Here is a 16,990-nt window from a genome sequence, read left to right on the forward strand (position 1 = left end):
CTGCGATAATTTGCGCCCGAAACGCTGCAGATGGAGATCGAAATGAAAGCGTACCTTCTCTTGCTGGCAGGTCTGGCTGTTGTCGCCAATCCAGCCGGTGCGTCGACACCACAGGCCTGGAGCGCGCACGACAAGACGATGCTCGACAGTTGCCTGAAAGCCAGCCAGCTCAAAAACGTTTCAGCCGTCGGCAGCAGCGCCCAATTCGATGACCGGGTCGGCTATAGCGCGCTGTTGCTGAAAGGCCGTTATCCACAAAAACACATGAACGACCGCCCGGGCACCGAGCTTTGTCTCTACAACCGTAAAAGCAGACAAGCCAGCGTGACCGAGTGGGACAGCATCCAGTCGCCTGCCCGATAGGCCGGTGGCGCGCAACTTGCTTCCTGCCCTGCATCAGTCGGAACGATGACAGCCTCGTCGTCAACCCGGCGCCCGTCATGGACAGGTTACCGACCCAATGAACACCCAGTTTTCCTGCACAGGTTGCGGCGGCTGCTGCACCGATCATCACGTACCGCTGACACTCACCGAGGCCACGCAATGGGCGGCGGACGGCGGTACGGTGATCGTGCTGACCGAAGCCTTTCTCGGTAACGGTTATGGCGTTCCCGAAGCACAACTGACGCACGCCACACGACGCTCCACCGAAGTGAACAGTGGCCTGACCACTGCGTATGTCGCCATCACCTTCGCCGCCTATAACGTCGGCCGCTGCCGGAATCTTGACGAACAGAACCTCTGCGGCATCTACGAGCGTCGGCCGCTGGTATGCCGGATCTATCCGATGGAAATCAATCCGCACATCCCGTTGCGCCCTGAAACCAAGGGTTGTCCGCCAGAGGCCTGGGAACAGGGCCCCGATCTGATCGTTGGCAACACGCTGGTGGACACGCAACTGATGGCGCTGATCGAACAGTCACGCCAGGCAGATCGCGACGAAATCGAGGCCAAGCAGGTGATCTGCCAGAAGCTGGGAATTCGCACCACTGCGCTCAAGGGCAACGGGTTCGTGGCTTACCTGCCGGACATGGTCGCCTTCGCGGCAGCCATCGAGCAGGTTGCCAGCCACCCAAGTGAATCGTCGGACAACGCAGGCTGGGAGTTTCATGTCGCAGGCCAGACGGTCATCGACACGCTGCAGGCGGCAGGTGCCGAAGTGACGCTCAGGGAACCGGTCTCCTACCTGTTCATCCCGCTGCAGGCAGCCTGACTCAGCGCTTGCCCATGGAACGACGGGTGCCGGACGGAGCGGCACCTGGTGTCTTGTGGTGCCCGGACTTGTTCGACTTCTGATACCAGGCCTGATCCTTGTCTTTTTTGGCCTGTGCGAACTCCGACGGCTTGAACGGAAAGCTGAACGGGGCAATCGCAGCCTTCTTGTCGGCAGCGTCTACGGAGTCGATTGCGGCTTCTTGAACAGGCGCTTGTTCAGGAGTGGTCATGGTGTCACCAGAGAGTCGAAATGGCCGGGCACACGCCCGCGGTCGCGCAGCATACAGCAAACGTCGAACGCCCGCCCCAGCCTCCTGTCGCCCTCACCGATAGAACAGATCCACCATGATTTGCGCATCGAAAGGCCCGACCTGCGGCCTGGTGCTGTTCCAGACCAGTTCGGCGTTGAAGTCCGCCTTGGCCGCATGGGTATCGTCCAGCAATTCGGCCATGTGGAAAGGTTCGTTGTAACGCAGCGCCTTGCCGCCCAGGGCACCGCTGATGCGGATGCCTAACGACGGGTTGCCGGCGGGTATCAACAGATCCCCCGTGCTTGAAACAATGCCGCTCACCGGACGAAAACGGGCATTGATGCTGAAGGGTGAGTCACAGGTGCGTTGGGTCAGCAGTGAAAACGGTTGAGTGGCGAAGACCTTGCCGACTGCGACGTTCTTGATGGGCAGCGCGCCGAACTCCACAGTCTGCGGGATCACCTGCAGATCGGCATCGCAGGCCACGAAGCGCAGACCGGTCAGGCTGTCGATCACATAACTGAGGCTGCGCCCCGGCAACGGTTGCAGACCGGCAGTGCTGTCGAGCTGGAAGAAGCGGTAATCAAGCAAATCGCTTGCGACGCCAGATGGCGGGGTTGCACCGAACTTCTGAATGAACACCGAAAACGGCAGATTGAAACGAACCCTGGGGCATTTATCGATGTTCGCATCGCCCTCATGGCACGGGGGCAGGTAATGCCCGGTGGTGATCCGGCCACTGCCTTGGACATAGTCGATACCCTTGTGGGTCAGGCCTGCACGAATGCCTTGGCCGATCACAATGTTGTCGGGATTCAGGTAGAGGGCGATTTCTTCCTGAAGTGCCTGCTGGCCGTCCTTGGCACACTCGACCTGAATATTCATGGGCCCGGAGCGCCAGACCACTTCGCCATTCGGTACCGTCGCAGGAATCGCCACCGTACTGCTCAACTGGCCATGAACGAAGGTTTCGCCCGCACCTTGCGTCTTGCAGACCAGCGCAAACGCAGGCGCAGGGCTCAGCAGCAATAACAATGCAGCGGTTTGAAACCGGCGGCGCACAAAGAGAGTGTTCATATCAGCAGGCTTCCTGAAGCGTGAGGTTTTCCAGAAGACGGGCGCTGGACGATGCCTGCCCGCTCAGATTCGTGCAGTAGGCGCGCTGGCCGCCGTAGTCGGTCAGCGCCTTGAACGCGAGACGGTGAAGTCCGGATCGTGGAAGAACGTGCATGGAGACAGGTAATTCGATTCGTGCGCCCGGGGCCAGCAACAGGTGGTCACTGATCTCAACACCGTCCAGGTTCAGGGATTCAAGCGAGGCGTGGTAGGCCGTCGGGTTGCTGACCTGCAACTGCGTCATGCCCGAGCCGTTATCCGTCATCGTCCAGCTCAGCCGCTCGGCGGACTCGGCCGGATCGCCCGGCAACCCGTCAGGTCGGTAAAACACATTGATGCGTTGACGGACGGCAATCGTGAGTTGCCGGTTGCCGGGCTCGCGTCGGGGAATTTCAAGCACCGACAGGTGCAGCAGGGATTCCCGGTCCTCAGGCATTCCTGTCCCCTGATACAACACCCGCAATGCCTGCCTGCCACCCGCACTGATACGCGAAAGGGGTGGCGTCACCACAAAGGGCAGAATTTGGGGCGATGCCGACATTTCATCATCCAGTGGATCACTGAGCCAGGCCTGAACAAGTACCTCGTCCTGTCCCGAATTGCGCACCTCCAGGCTGACTTCCCGATACCGGCCATCGAAGATCAGCCGCGTCCCTGTCAGCGACAGTGCGCCCTGCACGCAGACACTGGTCACTGACAGCAGCGCCAGAAGCATGAGTCGGTAGCCGCGCCTCATTGGCAGATCACCTTGAGCCGTTCGTAAGCCCGAGCCGGGTCTCTGGGCGGCAGTTCAAAAGGCGCTTCGCAACGCTGATCCGACCAGCGCACTTGCAAACGGCCGCTGTCCTGTTCGCTCAACACCAGCGCCTGACTGCTCGGATCTACCACGGCCAGCGCCCTGCCCTGCTCGTCTTCGACACTGGCCCCCAGCGGAACCTTGCTGCCATCGGCGCGCACCAGTTCGAACTGCACGCGGCGACCCACCGCAGCCTTGAAGCGCACCAGCGGCATGGCCCCGCGTCGAGGCACGATCTGGGTGATCGCGCTTTCCAGATCGATGTCGGCACCCAGTTGCCGGGTGTCCAGACTGACCCAGTTGGTGCGATAGGGCTGCGCGTAGGGCATCACCGCATAACCGTTAGCGGCTGTGGCGACGTTGTTGAATGACTTGAGCCTGGCCCCGCCGACATCCGGCACATGCACCAGCGCAAAGGTTTCGCCCAATGGCTGACCCAGATTGATACCGCCGGCATGAGCCACGACAGAACCGGTGGCGGCCAGCGTCAACGCGTCATAGTCCTGGCCCTGGCTGTAACCGGCTTCAAACCGGCCGTAAGGCAGGGTGGTATTGATCTTGCCCGCACCGTAGCTCCCGGAACTGCTGTCGCGACCGGTCTGCACGGAATAAAACGTGTCGCGATCATCCAGTACTTGGCCATTGAGGCCAGCCTGCACGCTGTAGTCGCCGGCACTGCCGCGCACGCCATTGAACGACAGACGTGATGACCCTGGACTGGCGCCAAGCGGCAGGGTCACGCTGAAAGCGATGCGGGTGTCCGGAGTGACGTCGCCCGAACGGCCAAAGTCCTGATTACGCTCGACGGACAGGCTGTAATTGAGGCTGCGCCAGGCTGCGTTGTATGACAGATAAAGCTGGCGGGTCTTGCCGGGCAGGTTCCAATAGCGCTGTTCGGAAGCAGTCAGGCTCAGGGAAGCGTTTTGCGCAGGCAGCACCTGAGTAACATTGAGCTCCAGCCGGTCCTTGGGCTGACCGCCAGGAAGACCGTTCAGTGAGTCGTCCATATCGCTGACGTGCTGATTGAGCGTCCGATAGGCCTCGGTGGAATAGCGATATCCGGCGACTGCCAGGGTGGTGTCCGTCACGTCCAGCGTATTGGCGTAGCGCACCCGCAGGCTCTGGCCGGCAAGCGTCTGGAGCTTCTGTTGACTGACCGAATGGGTGACATCCAGAGAAACCGCGCCGACTCCGGTGTTCACCCCCGTTCCGATGTTTGCGGCCTGATAGCCCTCGGCCAGTTGCAGTCCGCCGAAGCCGGTCACCCGTTCTGACAGACCGTAAATCAGTGCGGCACTGGCAAAGGTCGGGGAACTCTGACCTTCGTTGTCGACCTGCCCGGCAGCCAGACTGAAGCGCAGCGCACCCGCCGGTACCATGATCGGCAACGACGCATATGCCTGGGTGAAGGAACGTCGGCGACCATAGGCTTCGATGATCGTGACGTCAAGATCGCCGTTGGAACCGCTGGGGTAAATATCTGTGATTTCGAAAGGCCCGGGCGAAACGTTACTGCTGTACAGCAGAAATCCGTTCTGGCGAACCTCGACCGTTGCATTGGTCTCGGCAGTCCCGCGGATGACTGGCGCGTAATTGCGCTCACTGTCAGGCAGCATGCCGTCATCCGAAGCAATCGACGCGCCCCTGAAGCGAACGCTGTCGAACACCTGCGAATCGCTGAACGCCTCACCCACCGTCAACTGGCTTTTCAGGGCAGTGATGTCTCGCTGACCGAATGTGCGATTGCCCCGATAGCGCCATGAGCGATCGGCACCATAAAGCAGTGAAGACTCATTGCGCAGCCGCCAGGCCCCCAGGTTCACACCGTTACGCAGCCCCATATAGTACTGGTCGGTATCGAGATTCTGATTGCGCCGTCTGACGGCATTGACGTTGTAATTGACGAAGGCCGCCGGTTCGCCCTCGTCCCACAACTGTGGTGAAACGTAGCCACGGGCACTGCGCGCCATGACCGCCTGAGGAACGCTGATGTTCAGGCGCAGGGCGTCGGGATGGTACTCGACTCGTGCAAACTCGACCCTTGCTGGCAGATCGAAACACGCCTCGTCCGGCTCGCCCGTGGCAGGCAGACGGGCCGGATCGAGTCCGAAACCCTGCAACATCTCAAGCGTCAGGCAGGGCTCGATCCGGCCGGAACGCCGGTTTTTCGAAAACGCCACATCACGCCGTCCGCTCAACGTCCGGTTCACGTAGATGTCCACGCGGTAGATGCCGGGCAGAACGCTGTTGGCGCGCAGGAACTCTTTCAGGTCCGGCGGTTGCTCGCTGCCCTGAATGAACGCTGTATTGAACGTCACCGGGCTCATGATACCCGGGCCGTCCGGGCTGGCCGCGAAGGCGGTGGAAGAGCAGGTCAGCACCAGACTGATACAGACCCGATAGCGGCCGGATACCCACGTCGTACGAGGCCTCGGGCAATGTCCGGGATAAAGGCGAACAGACTTTGCAGCGACGCCCGTGTCTTTTTTGTGCCATTCCATAGCGATCTTCACTCTACTTCGGATATATCGCACGCCGCACAATCCTTCGCGCAGACGCATCGCGACAGGACGGGCCCGGCTAGCGCGCCGCAGCCTTGCTTGCGTAACCGACTCCGCCGTCGTCGAGTCGGGCCTGATAAGAGACCTGTCCGCCGAAATCGTTGATGCTGATAAAGCTCAGATCCAGTGGCACCGCAGCGCTCTTGCCACGCAATGGCAGGCTGAGGCTCTGATGCGGCGCAAGCATCTGGCGGTCAAGGCTGGCCAGTTCGGTGCCGCGCTGACGGACCGAAACCCGCAACATCGACACGTGATAGGGCCCCGGATTTTCAATGGACAGCACATCGCCGCCGGCCCAGCGCAAGCGCAGTTTTTCGGGTGCCTGCAAGGGGTCCGCGTCCAGCCCCGAGGGCCGAAAAAACACCTTGATGCGTTGCCGTATCGCGATTTGCAGCGTGTTTTCTGCAGCGGTCTGGGGTATTTCCTGAACATTGAGCCATAGCACCGACTCACGATCGGTCGGCAGACCGGCACCCGAATGGATGATGCGCAGCAACTGCTTGCTGCCACCGGCCATACGCGCCAGAGCCGGCGTAACAATGAAGGGTAGATCCGGCGCAGCTTGTGTACCTGCCGTGCCGGGTGTCTCGAGCCAGGACTGCAGAAGAATCTCTCCACCGCCACTGTTCTGAACGCCGAGGCTCGCCTCCTTGTCACCTCCTTGATAAATGACACGTGTCGTATTCAGCACAATGCCTGCCTGAACCGAAGACATGGTCAATCCCATCGCAAGCAGCACGATGTAACGAAAAAAGTCGAGAAGCATACCTGGCACCCGCCTCTGATGAGCATGAAACAGGGCGAGCGAAGCCCGCCCTGTCAGGCCGTTACTCGTAATCCATTACGAACGGCATGAAGCCATCGGCGTTACCGGGATTGGTCGGTGTACCGTTGAGTACGTAGACAGCGCCAAAGTTGATTTCAGCTGTTGCTCCGCCGGCACCATCCTTGACCAGCGACGTGTCGATGGTTTCGCTGCCACTCAGGTCCATCAGCACACTGGAGGCATTAAGAAGGCCGATACCGACACCGTCCGCCGCACCGGTCGTGCGCAACAGTTTCGAATCGTTATTGTCCAGCCCACTGCCGTTGCGTGCGGTGAACCGCATCTTCACCATGTTGTACTGATCGGCACCTGCACTGCAGTTGACCAACAACTGAATAGGTGTGGCGGTTTCATATTTGGCTTCGCTGGACAGGCCGATATCGGAAAACGAAACGTTGCCCAGATCGACATTGATCTCACCCGGATTATTACCGACGCTGACGCCGGTCCCCGGCGCCACATCGCAAGAGATATTGGTGAGTGTGCCGTTGAAGATCAGTTTGCCGTTGTTTGCCGCATTGGCGGTGCCCGCCAGACCCAAACTTATAGCGCCCATGACTGCCAGTGTCAGAGAAAGCTTTTTCATGCTAACTACCTTCCTTGTGTTATTTCGTGTGTGCCCACATTCGGACGGTGAGCACTATAGGTCTCGAACTTTTTTAACGCTGTCAGGGTAGTTACTTTGAATGAACGGACACGACCACACGGCACGCAGGATGCATCTGTAGGAATAACCAGAATAACCAGACAGGCCACGATTTCAGCGCGTTACAGACAATACCCGAGCGCGCACATCAACCAAATGACTGCCGCCGACGTATTCAAGAAACCCAACAGGAAATTGCGCAGGAAACTGCATTGTCAGACAATAACCCGACGCCCCCTCAGAGGCGATGGATAATGGGATAAACGGCAGGGACTTTTACTGATACGTCAGCGTTACCAGGCCAGCACGTGCCGTCACCGTTGTTTGTCCGGCCGACGGTGAAACAGGCGAGGGTGTCAGTTCCTGGTAGTCGGCCACAAAGGGAGCACTGTCATCGGCACAGGCATCTTTCATGGCACGGATCTGTAGTGTAATACCCGGCGAAACTGTCAGTGAGCGCAACGCATTATTTGTTGAATCCGGCGCGAATCCCGACACTTCACAACTCGAATTGACGACACTTCCGTGAAAACTCAGTGTGCCGTCGCGCGCCAGTGAAAGACTGGACATCAACAACAACGGAATAAATACGGTCGCCGCCCTTCCTGAAGGCGTGGACAGGGTTTGCAGAACTCTTTTAACGGCGGATGCCTTGCTGCTCATGCCACACCTCATGAATAAATACCTGATGAATAAATCCCTGATGATAGTTAAGTCGAGGAAAGAATCGACGGCCAGAAATTAACGCAGGAAAATGTAGGATTTATCTGAAGACTCACTCATCATCCAACACGTCATCCCCTCTCTCGTTGTATCGCCCCGGAGCGGGATTTCTTGATCGGTGTTTCCTGACATTCCTGACAGCTGAAAGTCATTTTGCTGACCGTGTTTGCAGGTTATAAGTAACGCCTGAAACTCGCGGCCTTCACTTTGACTCCTCCGGCGCCTTCTTCGCATGCGTAAACAGACCCTGACCGTCACAGCCGTCGTCATCCTCGCCGCACTGATTGCGGTTGTCGGCTGGAGCCTGCTGCGCCCCGCCAAACCCCACAAAAACGCCCCGGCCCCGGTACCGGTCAAGGTCAAGGTCGTGACCGTTCAGATCGAGGACGTGCCGCGTTTCGTGACAGGCATCGGTTCGGTGCTGTCGCTGCAAAGCGTCGTGATTCGCCCACAAGTGGACGGCATCCTGACCAGAGTGCTGGTCAAGGAAGGTCAGCAGGTCAAGACCGGAGAATTGTTGGCAACGCTGGATGACCGTTCGATCCGCGCATCACTGGAGCAGGCTCGTGCGCAACTGGCGCAGAGCAAGGCCCAACTGGACGTCGCCCAGCTCGACCTCAAGCGCTATCGCCAGCTTACTGAAGACAACGGCATCTCGAAGCAGACCTACGACCAGCAGCAGGCGCTGGTCAGGCAGTTGAGCGCTACGGCGCAGGGTAACGAAGCAAGTATCAATGCCGCACAGGTTCAGCTTTCCCACACGCAGATTCGCTCGCCCGTCAGCGGCCGGGTCGGCATTCGCAATGTCGACGAAGGCAATTTCATGCGCGTGACGGATGCGGCCGGACTGTTTTCCGTGACACAGATCGACCCGATTTCCGTGGAGTTCTCACTGCCGCAACAGATGCTGCCCACCCTTCAAGGGCTGATCGCCAACCATACGGGCGCGGTGGTCAAGGCTTATCAGGGTGATAGCGCAGCCAACGGCCTGCTGTTGGGCGAAGGCACGCTGTCGTTGATCGACAACCAGGTGTCGGCTACTACCGGGACGATCCGCGCCAAGGCGCAGTTCAACAACCCCGGCGAGCGGCTGTGGCCGGGGCAACTGGTGACGGTGAAGATCCAGACCGGTATTGAGCGCGACTCGCTCACGGTCAGCCCGCAAGTGGTCCAGCGCGGCATGGACCAGCATTTCGTGTATCGGGTAACGGCGGATAAAAAGGTCGAAGTTGTGCCCGTGAAAGTGCTTTATCAGGACAGTGAACAGACCCTGATCAGCGGCCCGCAGGCGGGAGACACACTCGTCAGTGACGGTCAGTCCCGACTCAAGCCAGGCACCGCCATCGAAGTGGTGAACGGCGCGGCCGAGCAAGACCGCACTGCACAAGTGGAGCGCGCCCAATGAAAGGCCGGGGCTCGGTGTCAGCCTGGTGTATCGACCATCCGGTCGCCACGTTGCTGCTGACCTTTGCGCTGGTGCTGCTGGGTGTCATCGCCTTTCCACGCCTGCCGGTCGCGCCATTGCCGGAAGCGGAATTTCCCACCATCCAGGTCAGCGCACAGCTTCCCGGCGCCAGCCCCGAAACCATGGCCTCGTCGGTCGCCACGCCTCTTGAAGTGCAATTCAGTGCAATTCCGGGCATGACGCAAATGACGTCCAGCAGCGCTCTGGGCTCTACCAACCTGACGCTGCAATTCACCCTCAACAAGAGCATCGACACCGCAGCCCAGGAAGTGCAGGCGGCGATCAACACCGCCGCTGGACGCCTGCCCGCCGACATGCCCAGCCTTCCGACCTGGCGCAAGGTCAACCCGGCCGACAGCCCGGTGCTGATCCTGAGTGTCAGCTCCAGCCTGATGCCGGGCACCGAACTGAGCGACGTGACCGAAACCATCCTGGCGCGACAGCTCAGCCAGGTCGAAGGGGTGGGTCAGGTGTTCATCACGGGTCAGCAGCGGCCGGCAATCCGCGTGCAGGCCGCACCCGAAAAACTCGCCGCGCTGGGCCTGACCCTGGCCGACATTCGCCAGGCCGTGCAGCAGACCAGCCTGAATCTGGCCAAGGGCGCGCTGTATGGCAAGGACAGCATTTCGACCCTGTCTTCCAACGACCAGTTGTTCAAGCCGCAGGACTACGCGCAACTGATCGTGTCGTACAAAGACGGCGCACCGGTTCACCTGAGTGATGTGGCCCGTGTGGTCAACGGTTCGGAAAACGCTTATGTGAAGGCGTGGTCCGGTGATCAGCAAGGTGTCAACATCGCCATCTTCCGCCAGCCGGGCGCCAACATTGTCGACACGGTGGACCGCATTCAACGCGAACTGCCGCGCCTGCAGGAAATGCTTCCCGCCGCTGTCGACGTGTCGGTGCTCAACGACCGGACCCGCACTATCCGCGCCTCGCTGCATGAAGTGGAGCTGACCCTGCTGATTGCCGTGCTGTTGGTGGTCGCGGTAATGGCGCTGTTTCTTCGCCAGCTTTCGGCGACATTGATCGTCAGCGCCGTGCTGGGCGTGTCGCTGATTGCCAGCTTCGCGATGATGTACCTGTCGGGCTTCAGCCTGAACAACCTGACGCTGGTTGCCATTGTGGTTTCCGTAGGTTTTGTCGTGGACGACGCCATTGTGGTGGTGGAGAACATTCACCGGCACCTGGAAGCCGGGCAAGGCATGCGTGAAGCAGCGATCAAAGGCTCCAGCGAAATCGGCTTTACGGTGGTCTCGATCAGCTTCTCGCTGATTGCCGCATTCATTCCGCTGCTGTTCATGGGCGGCGTGGTCGGGCGACTGTTCAAGGAGTTCGCCCTGACCGCCACAGCGACGATCCTGATTTCGGTGGTGGTTTCGCTGACCCTGGCCCCGACGCTGGCCGCGTTATTCATGCGCGCGCCGTCACACGCCAAACATTCCAGACCCGGCTTCGGCGAGCGCTTGCTGGCCACTTACGAGCGAGGCCTGCGCAAGGCATTGGCGCACCAGCGGATCATGCTGGGCGTGTTCGGCCTGACATTGGCCCTTGCCGTGATCGGCTACATCATCATTCCCAAGGGATTCTTTCCGGTGCAGGACACGGCTTTCGCATTGGGCACTACCGAGGCGGCTGCCGACATTTCCTACCCGGACATGGTGGAAAAACACCTCGCACTGGCGAAGATTGTCGGCGCTGATCCTGCGGTCCTGGCGTTCTCCCATTCCGTCGGCGTCTCAGGCAGCAACCAGACCATCGCCAACGGCCGCTTCTGGATTTCGCTCAAGCCCCGTTCCGAGCGCGATGTCTCGGTCAGCGAATTCATCGACCGGCTGCGGCCCAAACTGGCCAAGGTGCCGGGCATCGTCCTGTACCTGCGCGCCGGGCAGGACATCAACCTCAGCTCCGGCCCCAGCCGCAGTCAGTATCAGTACGTGCTGAAGAGCAACGACGGGCCATTGCTTAACACCTGGACCCAGCGCCTGACCGAAAAGCTGCGAGAAAACCCTGCCTTCCGCGACCTGTCCAACGACCTGCAACTGGGCGGCAGCGTGACGCACATCGAGATTGACCGCAGTGCAGCGGCACGTTTCGGCCTGACCACGGCAGACGTGGATCAGGCGTTGTATGACGCGTTCGGCCAGCGGCAGATCAGCGAGTACCAGACCGAGGTCAACCAGTACAAAGTCATCCTTGAACTCGATGCCCGGCAACGTGGCAAGGCCGAAAGTCTGGCGTATTTCTACCTGCGCTCGCCGCTGACCAACGAAATGGTGCCGTTGTCGGCACTGGCCAAGGTCGGTGCGCCGCAAATGGGGCCCTTGTCCATCAGTCACGACGGCATGTTCCCGGCCGCCAACCTGTCCTTCAACCTTGCCTCCGGGGTCGCACTCGGCGATGCAGTGCGCATGCTGGACGAGGCCAAGGCCGAGATCGGCATGCCGGCGTCGATCATTGGCAGTTTCCAGGGTGCGGCGCAGGCGTTCCAGAGTTCGCTGGCCAACCAGCCCTGGCTGATCCTCGCGGCACTGGTGGCGGTGTACATCATTCTGGGCGTGCTATACGAGAGCTTCGTGCATCCGCTGACCATCATTTCGACGCTGCCGTCGGCAGGCATCGGCGCACTGTTGTTGCTGTGGATGATGGGGCAGGATTTCTCGATCATGGCGCTGATCGGTGTGGTGCTGCTGATCGGGATCGTCAAGAAGAACGGCATTCTGTTGGTGGATTTCGCCCTGCAGGCGCAACGCGAGCAAGGTCTGACGCCACAGGAAGCGATCTATGAGGCCTGCATGACACGCTTTCGGCCCATCATCATGACCACCCTGGCGGCACTGCTCGGCGCGCTGCCGTTGATGCTGGGCTTCGGCGTCGGTGCAGAGCTGCGTCAACCCTTGGGTATCGCCGTGGTCGGCGGTCTGCTGGTGAGCCAACTGCTGACGCTGTTCACCACCCCGGTCATTTACCTGCAACTGGAGCGGCTGTTTCACCGGCGTCATCCCGCGCCTGCGCCCGCACTGGCCATTCACGAGTGAGAGTCGCTTCATGCGCGTGCTGATCATCGAAGACGAAGAAAAAACCGCAGACTACCTGCGTCGTGGCCTGACCGAGCAAGGCTATGCCGTAGATGTGGCCCGCGACGGCATCGAAGGGCTGCACCTGGGACTGGAAAACGATTACGCCATCATCGTGCTCGACGTCATGCTACCGGGGCTCGATGGCTTCGGTGTGTTGCGGGCGCTGCGGGCTCGCAAGCAGACGCCGGTGATCATGCTCACCGCCCGCGAGCAGGTCGATGATCGCATTCGCGGGCTGCGTGAAGGTGCCGACGACTATCTGGGCAAACCGTTCTCGTTCCTCGAACTGGTGGCACGCCTGCAAGCACTTACCCGTCGCAGCGGCGGCCATGAGCCGGTGCAGATCAGCATTGCCGACCTGTGGATCGACCTGATCAGTCGCAAGGCCACCCGTGCCGGAGCTCGGCTGGACCTGACCGCCAAGGAGTTTTCCCTGCTGAGCGTGCTGGCCCGACGCCAAGGGGACATCCTGTCCAAGACCGCCATTGCCGAGATGGTCTGGGACATCAATTTCGACAGCGACACCAACGTCGTCGAGGTCGCGATCAAACGCCTGCGCGCCAAGCTCGACGGTCCGCATGAACAGAAGTTGCTGCACACCATCCGCGGCATGGGCTACGTGCTGGAGAACCGCAGTGCGGATTGACTCGATTGCCCTGCGGTTGGGCGGTCTTTTCGCGCTTGTCGCGCTGGGCGTCTTCCTGCTCATCGGCTGGGCGCTGTACCTGCAGGTCGACAGAAGCCTGGACCTGCTGCCCCGCGCCGAAGTGGATGCGCGCTACAGCGTGCTGGAGTCCGCGGTCAATCGCTATGGGACCGAGGAACACTGGACCAAGATCAAAGCCAAGCTCACCCTGCTGAGTGAAGAAGACAAACGCCTGCGTTTCTGGGTGGTCAGCGATGATCCGCGCTTCGAATTCGGCGAACCCGGTGCAGCTATCCGCCAGTTTGCTCGCGGACCGTTGGGCATGCGCGATCTCAGGCTGGACGATCATCCGTTCGCGTTCAAAGTGCTGGTCAGCGAATTCGCCCCCAAGGATAAGCGTCCTGCCCTGCGTTTTCTCACTGCCATCGACACCGAGACGTTCTGGCATGCGCAACATTCGTTGCTGATCGCGCTGGTCAGCTTCGCCGCACTGGGCATTCTCCTGGCCTCGGCCTTGGGCTACTGGGTTGCGCGCATTGGCTTGCGCCCCTTGGCGACGCTGTCTCTTGAAGCGCAGAAACTTGCACCGCCGAGGCTCTCAGGCCGCCTGCAATTGTCACCATTACCGCCGGAGCTCAAGCAGTTCGTGGCGTCGTTCAACTCAACCCTCGAACGCGTCGAACAGGCATATTCCCGCCTGGAGTCGTTCAACGCCGATGTCGCCCATGAACTGCGTTCGCCGCTGACCAACCTGATCGGCCAGACTCAGGTCGCCCTGACCCGAGGCCGCTCGGCCGAGCATTATTTTGAAGTGCTGCAATCGAACCTGGAAGAGCTGGAACGCCTGCGTTCGATCATCAACGACATGCTGTTCCTGGCCAGCGCCGATCAGGGCACCAGGGTTCAGGAACTGACGCGCGCATCGCTGGCCGAGGAAGTCGCCACCACGCTGGATTATCTGGACTTCATTCTCGAAGACGCGCAGGTTCAGGTGCAGGTCGATGGTGACGCCAGCGTCCCCATTGAAAAGGCTCACCTGCGCCGGGCATTGATTAACCTGCTGCACAATGCCGTTCAGCACACCGAAGCCGGTGAGCGCATTCAAGTGAGCATTCAGACGCTGGAAGATCACGTCAGCATCGGCGTGGCCAATCCGGGCGCACAGATCCCGGAAGAACATCTTTCCCGGCTGTTCGAGCGCTTCTACCGGGTCGATGCATCGCGCAGCAACAGTGGCGCCAACCACGGTCTGGGACTTGCCATTGTCAAAGCCATCGCCCTGATGCATGGCGGCTCGGTGTTTGTGAACAGCGAACAAGGGATCAATACGTTCGGTATCAGTCTTCCGCGCTGATTATCCATTTGCCGAACTTAATATTGACGCTCGGTATTTGACGGTCTTCAAGTGTTTTAAAAAACACTCTTTATTCGTCGCGCGCGCTTATTGGCGTTATCGGCATCGTGATATATATGCTGCGCCGACAGGCCCCTTATAAAAAGTTAATTACCCCAATCAATTATCAAGAATCATTCGTTTGCAGGTAGTGCCGCCAATGATGTTGTCTGCATCCATACAAACCGCGTCTTACCGGTGGTCCCGATCGGAGCTCATGCTCATTTTCGGTAGTTCGCTTTCGGTGCTCTCTATCCTGACTATCGTCGCGTCCCTGTTGGTTCGCGAGCGCACCGATACGGCGCTCTCCGCCGCTCGCACCGCCTCCAACATGGTCCAGTTGATCGACGCTGACGTCATGCGCAACGCGGAACTGTATGACTCTTCCCTGCAAGGCATGATTAAAGCCTGGCAGCGCACTGATCTGAAAAACCTGTCGCCGGAACTACGCCAGCTTGTGCTCTTCGACCGTTCAACAGCCGCGCCCTACAAAGGCGACCTTGTTCTGCTCGATAACCGGGGGGAGATCGTCGCGGACTCGTTGTCGGTTATCCCGCGCGACGATAACTTTTCGGACCGTTCCTATTTCAAGGAACATGCCACCGACCCGTCACTGGAGTTGCACGTCAGCCCGCCTTACAAAACCCGCTGGGGTTACAAGGACTGGTGCATCGGTTTCAGCAGAAGGATGTCAGGCCCCAATGGCGAGTTCATGGGTATTGCCAGCGCGGCAATGCGTCTGGTGTATTTCAAACAGTTGTTCATGAGTCAGCGGCTGGGCAACGACAGCAGTATCAACCTGATCAACACTCAGGGCATTCTGATCGTGCGTCATCCTGAAAAGGACGGACAAGACCTGATCGGCAAGGACTACAGCCATACCACCAACTTCCAGCGCATGCTCAGGGAAGGCGAAGGCAGTTTCTCCGCCTGGTCTACCCAGTTGAACGCACAGCGGTTCTATACCTTCTCAAGGGTCGGCAACCTGCCACTGATTGTCGTGATCGGGCAGTCCGAAGCCGAGGTGTACGCGGTATGGCGGCGCAATGCCTGGTTGGTAGGCTCGGCGACCAGCGTGTTGTGCCTGGGCATTCTGTGGCTGACGGGGCTTCTGTGTCGCGAATTGCGCAGACGCCAGCGGGCCGAAGACCAACTGGCCTGCCTGGCGGCGACCGATGGCCTTACCGGGCTGGATAACCGGCGCCAGATGGACACCTGTATGGAAACCGAATGGTCGCGTGCGCAACGCTCGGGCAAGCCACTGTCGATGCTGATGATCGACGTCGATCATTTCAAGGCCTTCAACGAGCGTCATGGGCATCAGGGCGGGGATCAGGCGTTGCGCAACGTGGCACAGACCATCGCCAGCAACATAAGGCGCCCGGGCGACATGGCGGCCCGCTACGGGGGTGAAGAGTTTGTTGTAGTGCTGCCGGAAACAGACAGCAAGGGAGCGCTGAAAATCGCTGAAAACGTGCGCAAGGCCATCGAAACCCTGCCGCCCTTTCCCGGCGATGAACAGCCGATCACGGTCAGTATCGGCGTTGCCTCGCAGATGGTTCGTTCGGGTGACAAGCTGGCGGCGTTCTTCGGCATTGCCGACAAGGCGCTCTATCAGGCCAAGAACAATGGCCGTAACAGGGTCGAGCTACGTGTGGCTGCGGTAAGCGTTGCCGATCAGGCCTGACGGATTGCCGAATCCAAGGCATAAAAAAACGCCAGACTGGCTGGCGTTTTTTCAGTACCGCTGAGCTATCGAATTACGATGCGGCGCGGGCTGCGTCACGAAGTGCCTTGACTTCGTCGTGGTTCTTCAGAACGCCTTGGTACTGCTTTTCGATGACGGCAATCACAGCTGGGGAAACACCCTTCTCGCGGGATTTTTCCAGAGCCTTGCTGTAGGACTTCTTGGCGACGTCTTCGCCGCGCTCCACTTCTTCCAGTACAGCTTTGTCATCGCTGCTGGTGAATGCAGTTTTCAGCTTGACCCAGGCCTGGTGCAAGTCGGCCGAAACACTGGTGGAGTCTTCTGGCTTGCCACCCAGCTGCGTTACATGCTGCTGGAGTTCACGAACGGCTGCAGCAACCTCGGTGGAACGACGTGCGAGGAAAGATTTTACCTGTGGGCTCTCCGCATTCTCTGCACTGGTCTTGAAGCCTTCTTCGCCATCTTTGCTGGTCTCGATCAGGTCATTCAGGATAGAGATCGTTTCTTTGTTGATATCAGTCATTTGATAATTTCCTAATGGCAGGTTGATACGAAAGTTGCTTC

15 protein-coding genes are annotated in these 16,990 nt (G+C 59.6%); 7 read left to right on the plus strand and 8 right to left on the minus strand.

The window, feature by feature from the left end; all coding sequences use genetic code 11:
• The first annotated feature begins 42 nt into the window (after window positions 1-42).
• Together KDX39_RS06585 and KDX39_RS06590 are read left to right on the plus strand one after the other, a co-directional pair.
• The gene (locus KDX39_RS06585; RefSeq protein ID WP_231659769.1) at window positions 43-363 is read left to right on the plus strand and encodes a hypothetical protein; all 321 of its coding nucleotides are present in this window, start codon (window positions 43-45) and stop codon (window positions 361-363) included.
• Between the two features lie 97 nt (window positions 364-460).
• Window positions 461-1,213 (plus strand): YkgJ family cysteine cluster protein, encoded by a 753-nt coding sequence (locus KDX39_RS06590; protein ID WP_231659770.1) that lies wholly within the window; start codon window positions 461-463, stop codon window positions 1,211-1,213.
• A 1-nt stretch (window position 1,214) separates the two neighbouring features.
• On the opposite strand, the gene KDX39_RS06595 is transcribed toward KDX39_RS06590, so the two are convergent.
• From KDX39_RS06595 to KDX39_RS06625, 7 genes are all read right to left on the minus strand, one after another.
• Window positions 1,215-1,445 carry a hypothetical protein gene (locus KDX39_RS06595; RefSeq protein WP_184318733.1) on the minus strand — a complete coding sequence of 77 codons (231 nt, stop codon included), beginning with the start codon at window positions 1,443-1,445 and terminating at the stop codon, window positions 1,215-1,217.
• A gap of 93 nt (window positions 1,446-1,538) precedes the next feature.
• The gene (locus KDX39_RS06600) at window positions 1,539-2,543 is read right to left on the minus strand and encodes a fimbrial protein (protein ID WP_231659771.1); all 1,005 of its coding nucleotides are present in this window, start codon (window positions 2,541-2,543) and stop codon (window positions 1,539-1,541) included.
• A gap of 1 nt (window position 2,544) precedes the next feature.
• The gene (locus KDX39_RS06605) at window positions 2,545-3,318 is read right to left on the minus strand and encodes a fimbrial biogenesis chaperone (protein WP_231659772.1); all 774 of its coding nucleotides are present in this window, start codon (window positions 3,316-3,318) and stop codon (window positions 2,545-2,547) included.
• Window positions 3,315-5,705 carry a fimbria/pilus outer membrane usher protein gene (locus KDX39_RS06610; RefSeq protein WP_442964530.1) on the minus strand — a complete coding sequence of 797 codons (2,391 nt, stop codon included), beginning with the start codon at window positions 5,703-5,705 and terminating at the stop codon, window positions 3,315-3,317. Before KDX39_RS06610 ends, KDX39_RS06605 begins: the two co-directional genes overlap by 4 nt.
• Before the next feature lie 253 nt (window positions 5,706-5,958).
• On the minus strand, window positions 5,959-6,705 hold the full coding sequence (locus KDX39_RS06615) for a fimbrial biogenesis chaperone (protein WP_231659774.1): 747 nt from the start codon (window positions 6,703-6,705) through the stop codon (window positions 5,959-5,961).
• 61 nt (window positions 6,706-6,766) lie between these two features.
• Complete coding sequence (locus KDX39_RS06620) at window positions 6,767-7,351, minus strand: fimbrial protein (protein ID WP_231659775.1); 585 nt, start codon at window positions 7,349-7,351, stop codon at window positions 6,767-6,769.
• A 336-nt stretch (window positions 7,352-7,687) separates the two neighbouring features.
• On the minus strand, window positions 7,688-8,074 hold the full coding sequence (locus KDX39_RS06625; RefSeq protein ID WP_231659776.1) for a hypothetical protein: 387 nt from the start codon (window positions 8,072-8,074) through the stop codon (window positions 7,688-7,690).
• A 292-nt stretch (window positions 8,075-8,366) separates the two neighbouring features.
• On the opposite strand from KDX39_RS06625, the gene KDX39_RS06630 reads away from it, so the two are divergent.
• From KDX39_RS06630 to KDX39_RS06650, 5 genes are all read left to right on the plus strand, one after another.
• Window positions 8,367-9,539, plus strand: a complete 1,173-nt coding sequence (locus KDX39_RS06630; RefSeq protein ID WP_231659777.1) for an efflux RND transporter periplasmic adaptor subunit — start codon at window positions 8,367-8,369, stop codon at window positions 9,537-9,539.
• Entirely contained in the window at window positions 9,536-12,637 is a 3,102-nt protein-coding gene (locus tag KDX39_RS06635) for a multidrug efflux RND transporter permease subunit (RefSeq protein WP_231659778.1), read from the plus strand. Before KDX39_RS06630 ends, KDX39_RS06635 begins: the two co-directional genes overlap by 4 nt.
• Window positions 12,638-12,647: 10 nt before the next feature.
• Entirely contained in the window at window positions 12,648-13,325 is a 678-nt protein-coding gene (locus KDX39_RS06640) for a heavy metal response regulator transcription factor (protein WP_210072967.1), read from the plus strand.
• Window positions 13,315-14,679: a heavy metal sensor histidine kinase gene (locus tag KDX39_RS06645; protein WP_231659779.1), complete on the plus strand. Its 1,365-nt coding sequence runs from the start codon at window positions 13,315-13,317 to the stop codon at window positions 14,677-14,679. Before KDX39_RS06640 ends, KDX39_RS06645 begins: the two co-directional genes overlap by 11 nt.
• 199 nt (window positions 14,680-14,878) lie before the next feature.
• Window positions 14,879-16,405 carry a sensor domain-containing diguanylate cyclase gene (locus KDX39_RS06650; RefSeq protein ID WP_231659780.1) on the plus strand — a complete coding sequence of 509 codons (1,527 nt, stop codon included), beginning with the start codon at window positions 14,879-14,881 and terminating at the stop codon, window positions 16,403-16,405.
• 73 nt (window positions 16,406-16,478) lie between these two features.
• Here the strand turns inward: KDX39_RS06650 and KDX39_RS06655 are convergent, their stop codons facing one another.
• A complete protein-coding gene (locus KDX39_RS06655; protein ID WP_231659781.1) occupies window positions 16,479-16,949 on the minus strand; it encodes a PA2169 family four-helix-bundle protein in 471 nt (156 codons plus the stop codon).
• Window positions 16,950-16,990: the final 41 nt, after the last annotated feature.

The organism is Pseudomonas sp. CDFA 610 (assembly GCF_021147865.1).
In the GTDB taxonomy this organism is placed as follows: Bacteria; Pseudomonadota; Gammaproteobacteria; order Pseudomonadales; family Pseudomonadaceae; genus Aquipseudomonas; species Aquipseudomonas alliivorans.

Coding starts and splice junctions, on each gene's coding strand:
- KDX39_RS06585 (WP_231659769.1), top strand. CDS start 43: ATGAAAGCGTACCTTCTCTTGCTGGCAGGTCTGGCTGTTGTCGCCAAT.
- KDX39_RS06590 (WP_231659770.1), top strand. CDS start 461: ATGAACACCCAGTTTTCCTGCACAGGTTGCGGCGGCTGCTGCACCGAT.
- KDX39_RS06595 (WP_184318733.1), bottom strand. CDS start 1,445: ATGACCACTCCTGAACAAGCGCCTGTTCAAGAAGCCGCAATCGACTCC.
- KDX39_RS06600 (WP_231659771.1), bottom strand. CDS start 2,543: ATGAACACTCTCTTTGTGCGCCGCCGGTTTCAAACCGCTGCATTGTTA.
- KDX39_RS06605 (WP_231659772.1), bottom strand. CDS start 3,318: ATGAGGCGCGGCTACCGACTCATGCTTCTGGCGCTGCTGTCAGTGACC.
- KDX39_RS06610 (WP_442964530.1), bottom strand. CDS start 5,705: ATGAGCCCGGTGACGTTCAATACAGCGTTCATTCAGGGCAGCGAGCAA.
- KDX39_RS06615 (WP_231659774.1), bottom strand. CDS start 6,705: ATGCTTCTCGACTTTTTTCGTTACATCGTGCTGCTTGCGATGGGATTG.
- KDX39_RS06620 (WP_231659775.1), bottom strand. CDS start 7,351: ATGAAAAAGCTTTCTCTGACACTGGCAGTCATGGGCGCTATAAGTTTG.
- KDX39_RS06625 (WP_231659776.1), bottom strand. CDS start 8,074: ATGAGCAGCAAGGCATCCGCCGTTAAAAGAGTTCTGCAAACCCTGTCC.
- KDX39_RS06630 (WP_231659777.1), top strand. CDS start 8,367: ATGCGTAAACAGACCCTGACCGTCACAGCCGTCGTCATCCTCGCCGCA.
- KDX39_RS06635 (WP_231659778.1), top strand. CDS start 9,536: ATGAAAGGCCGGGGCTCGGTGTCAGCCTGGTGTATCGACCATCCGGTC.
- KDX39_RS06640 (WP_210072967.1), top strand. CDS start 12,648: ATGCGCGTGCTGATCATCGAAGACGAAGAAAAAACCGCAGACTACCTG.
- KDX39_RS06650 (WP_231659780.1), top strand. CDS start 14,879: ATGATGTTGTCTGCATCCATACAAACCGCGTCTTACCGGTGGTCCCGA.
- KDX39_RS06655 (WP_231659781.1), bottom strand. CDS start 16,949: ATGACTGATATCAACAAAGAAACGATCTCTATCCTGAATGACCTGATC.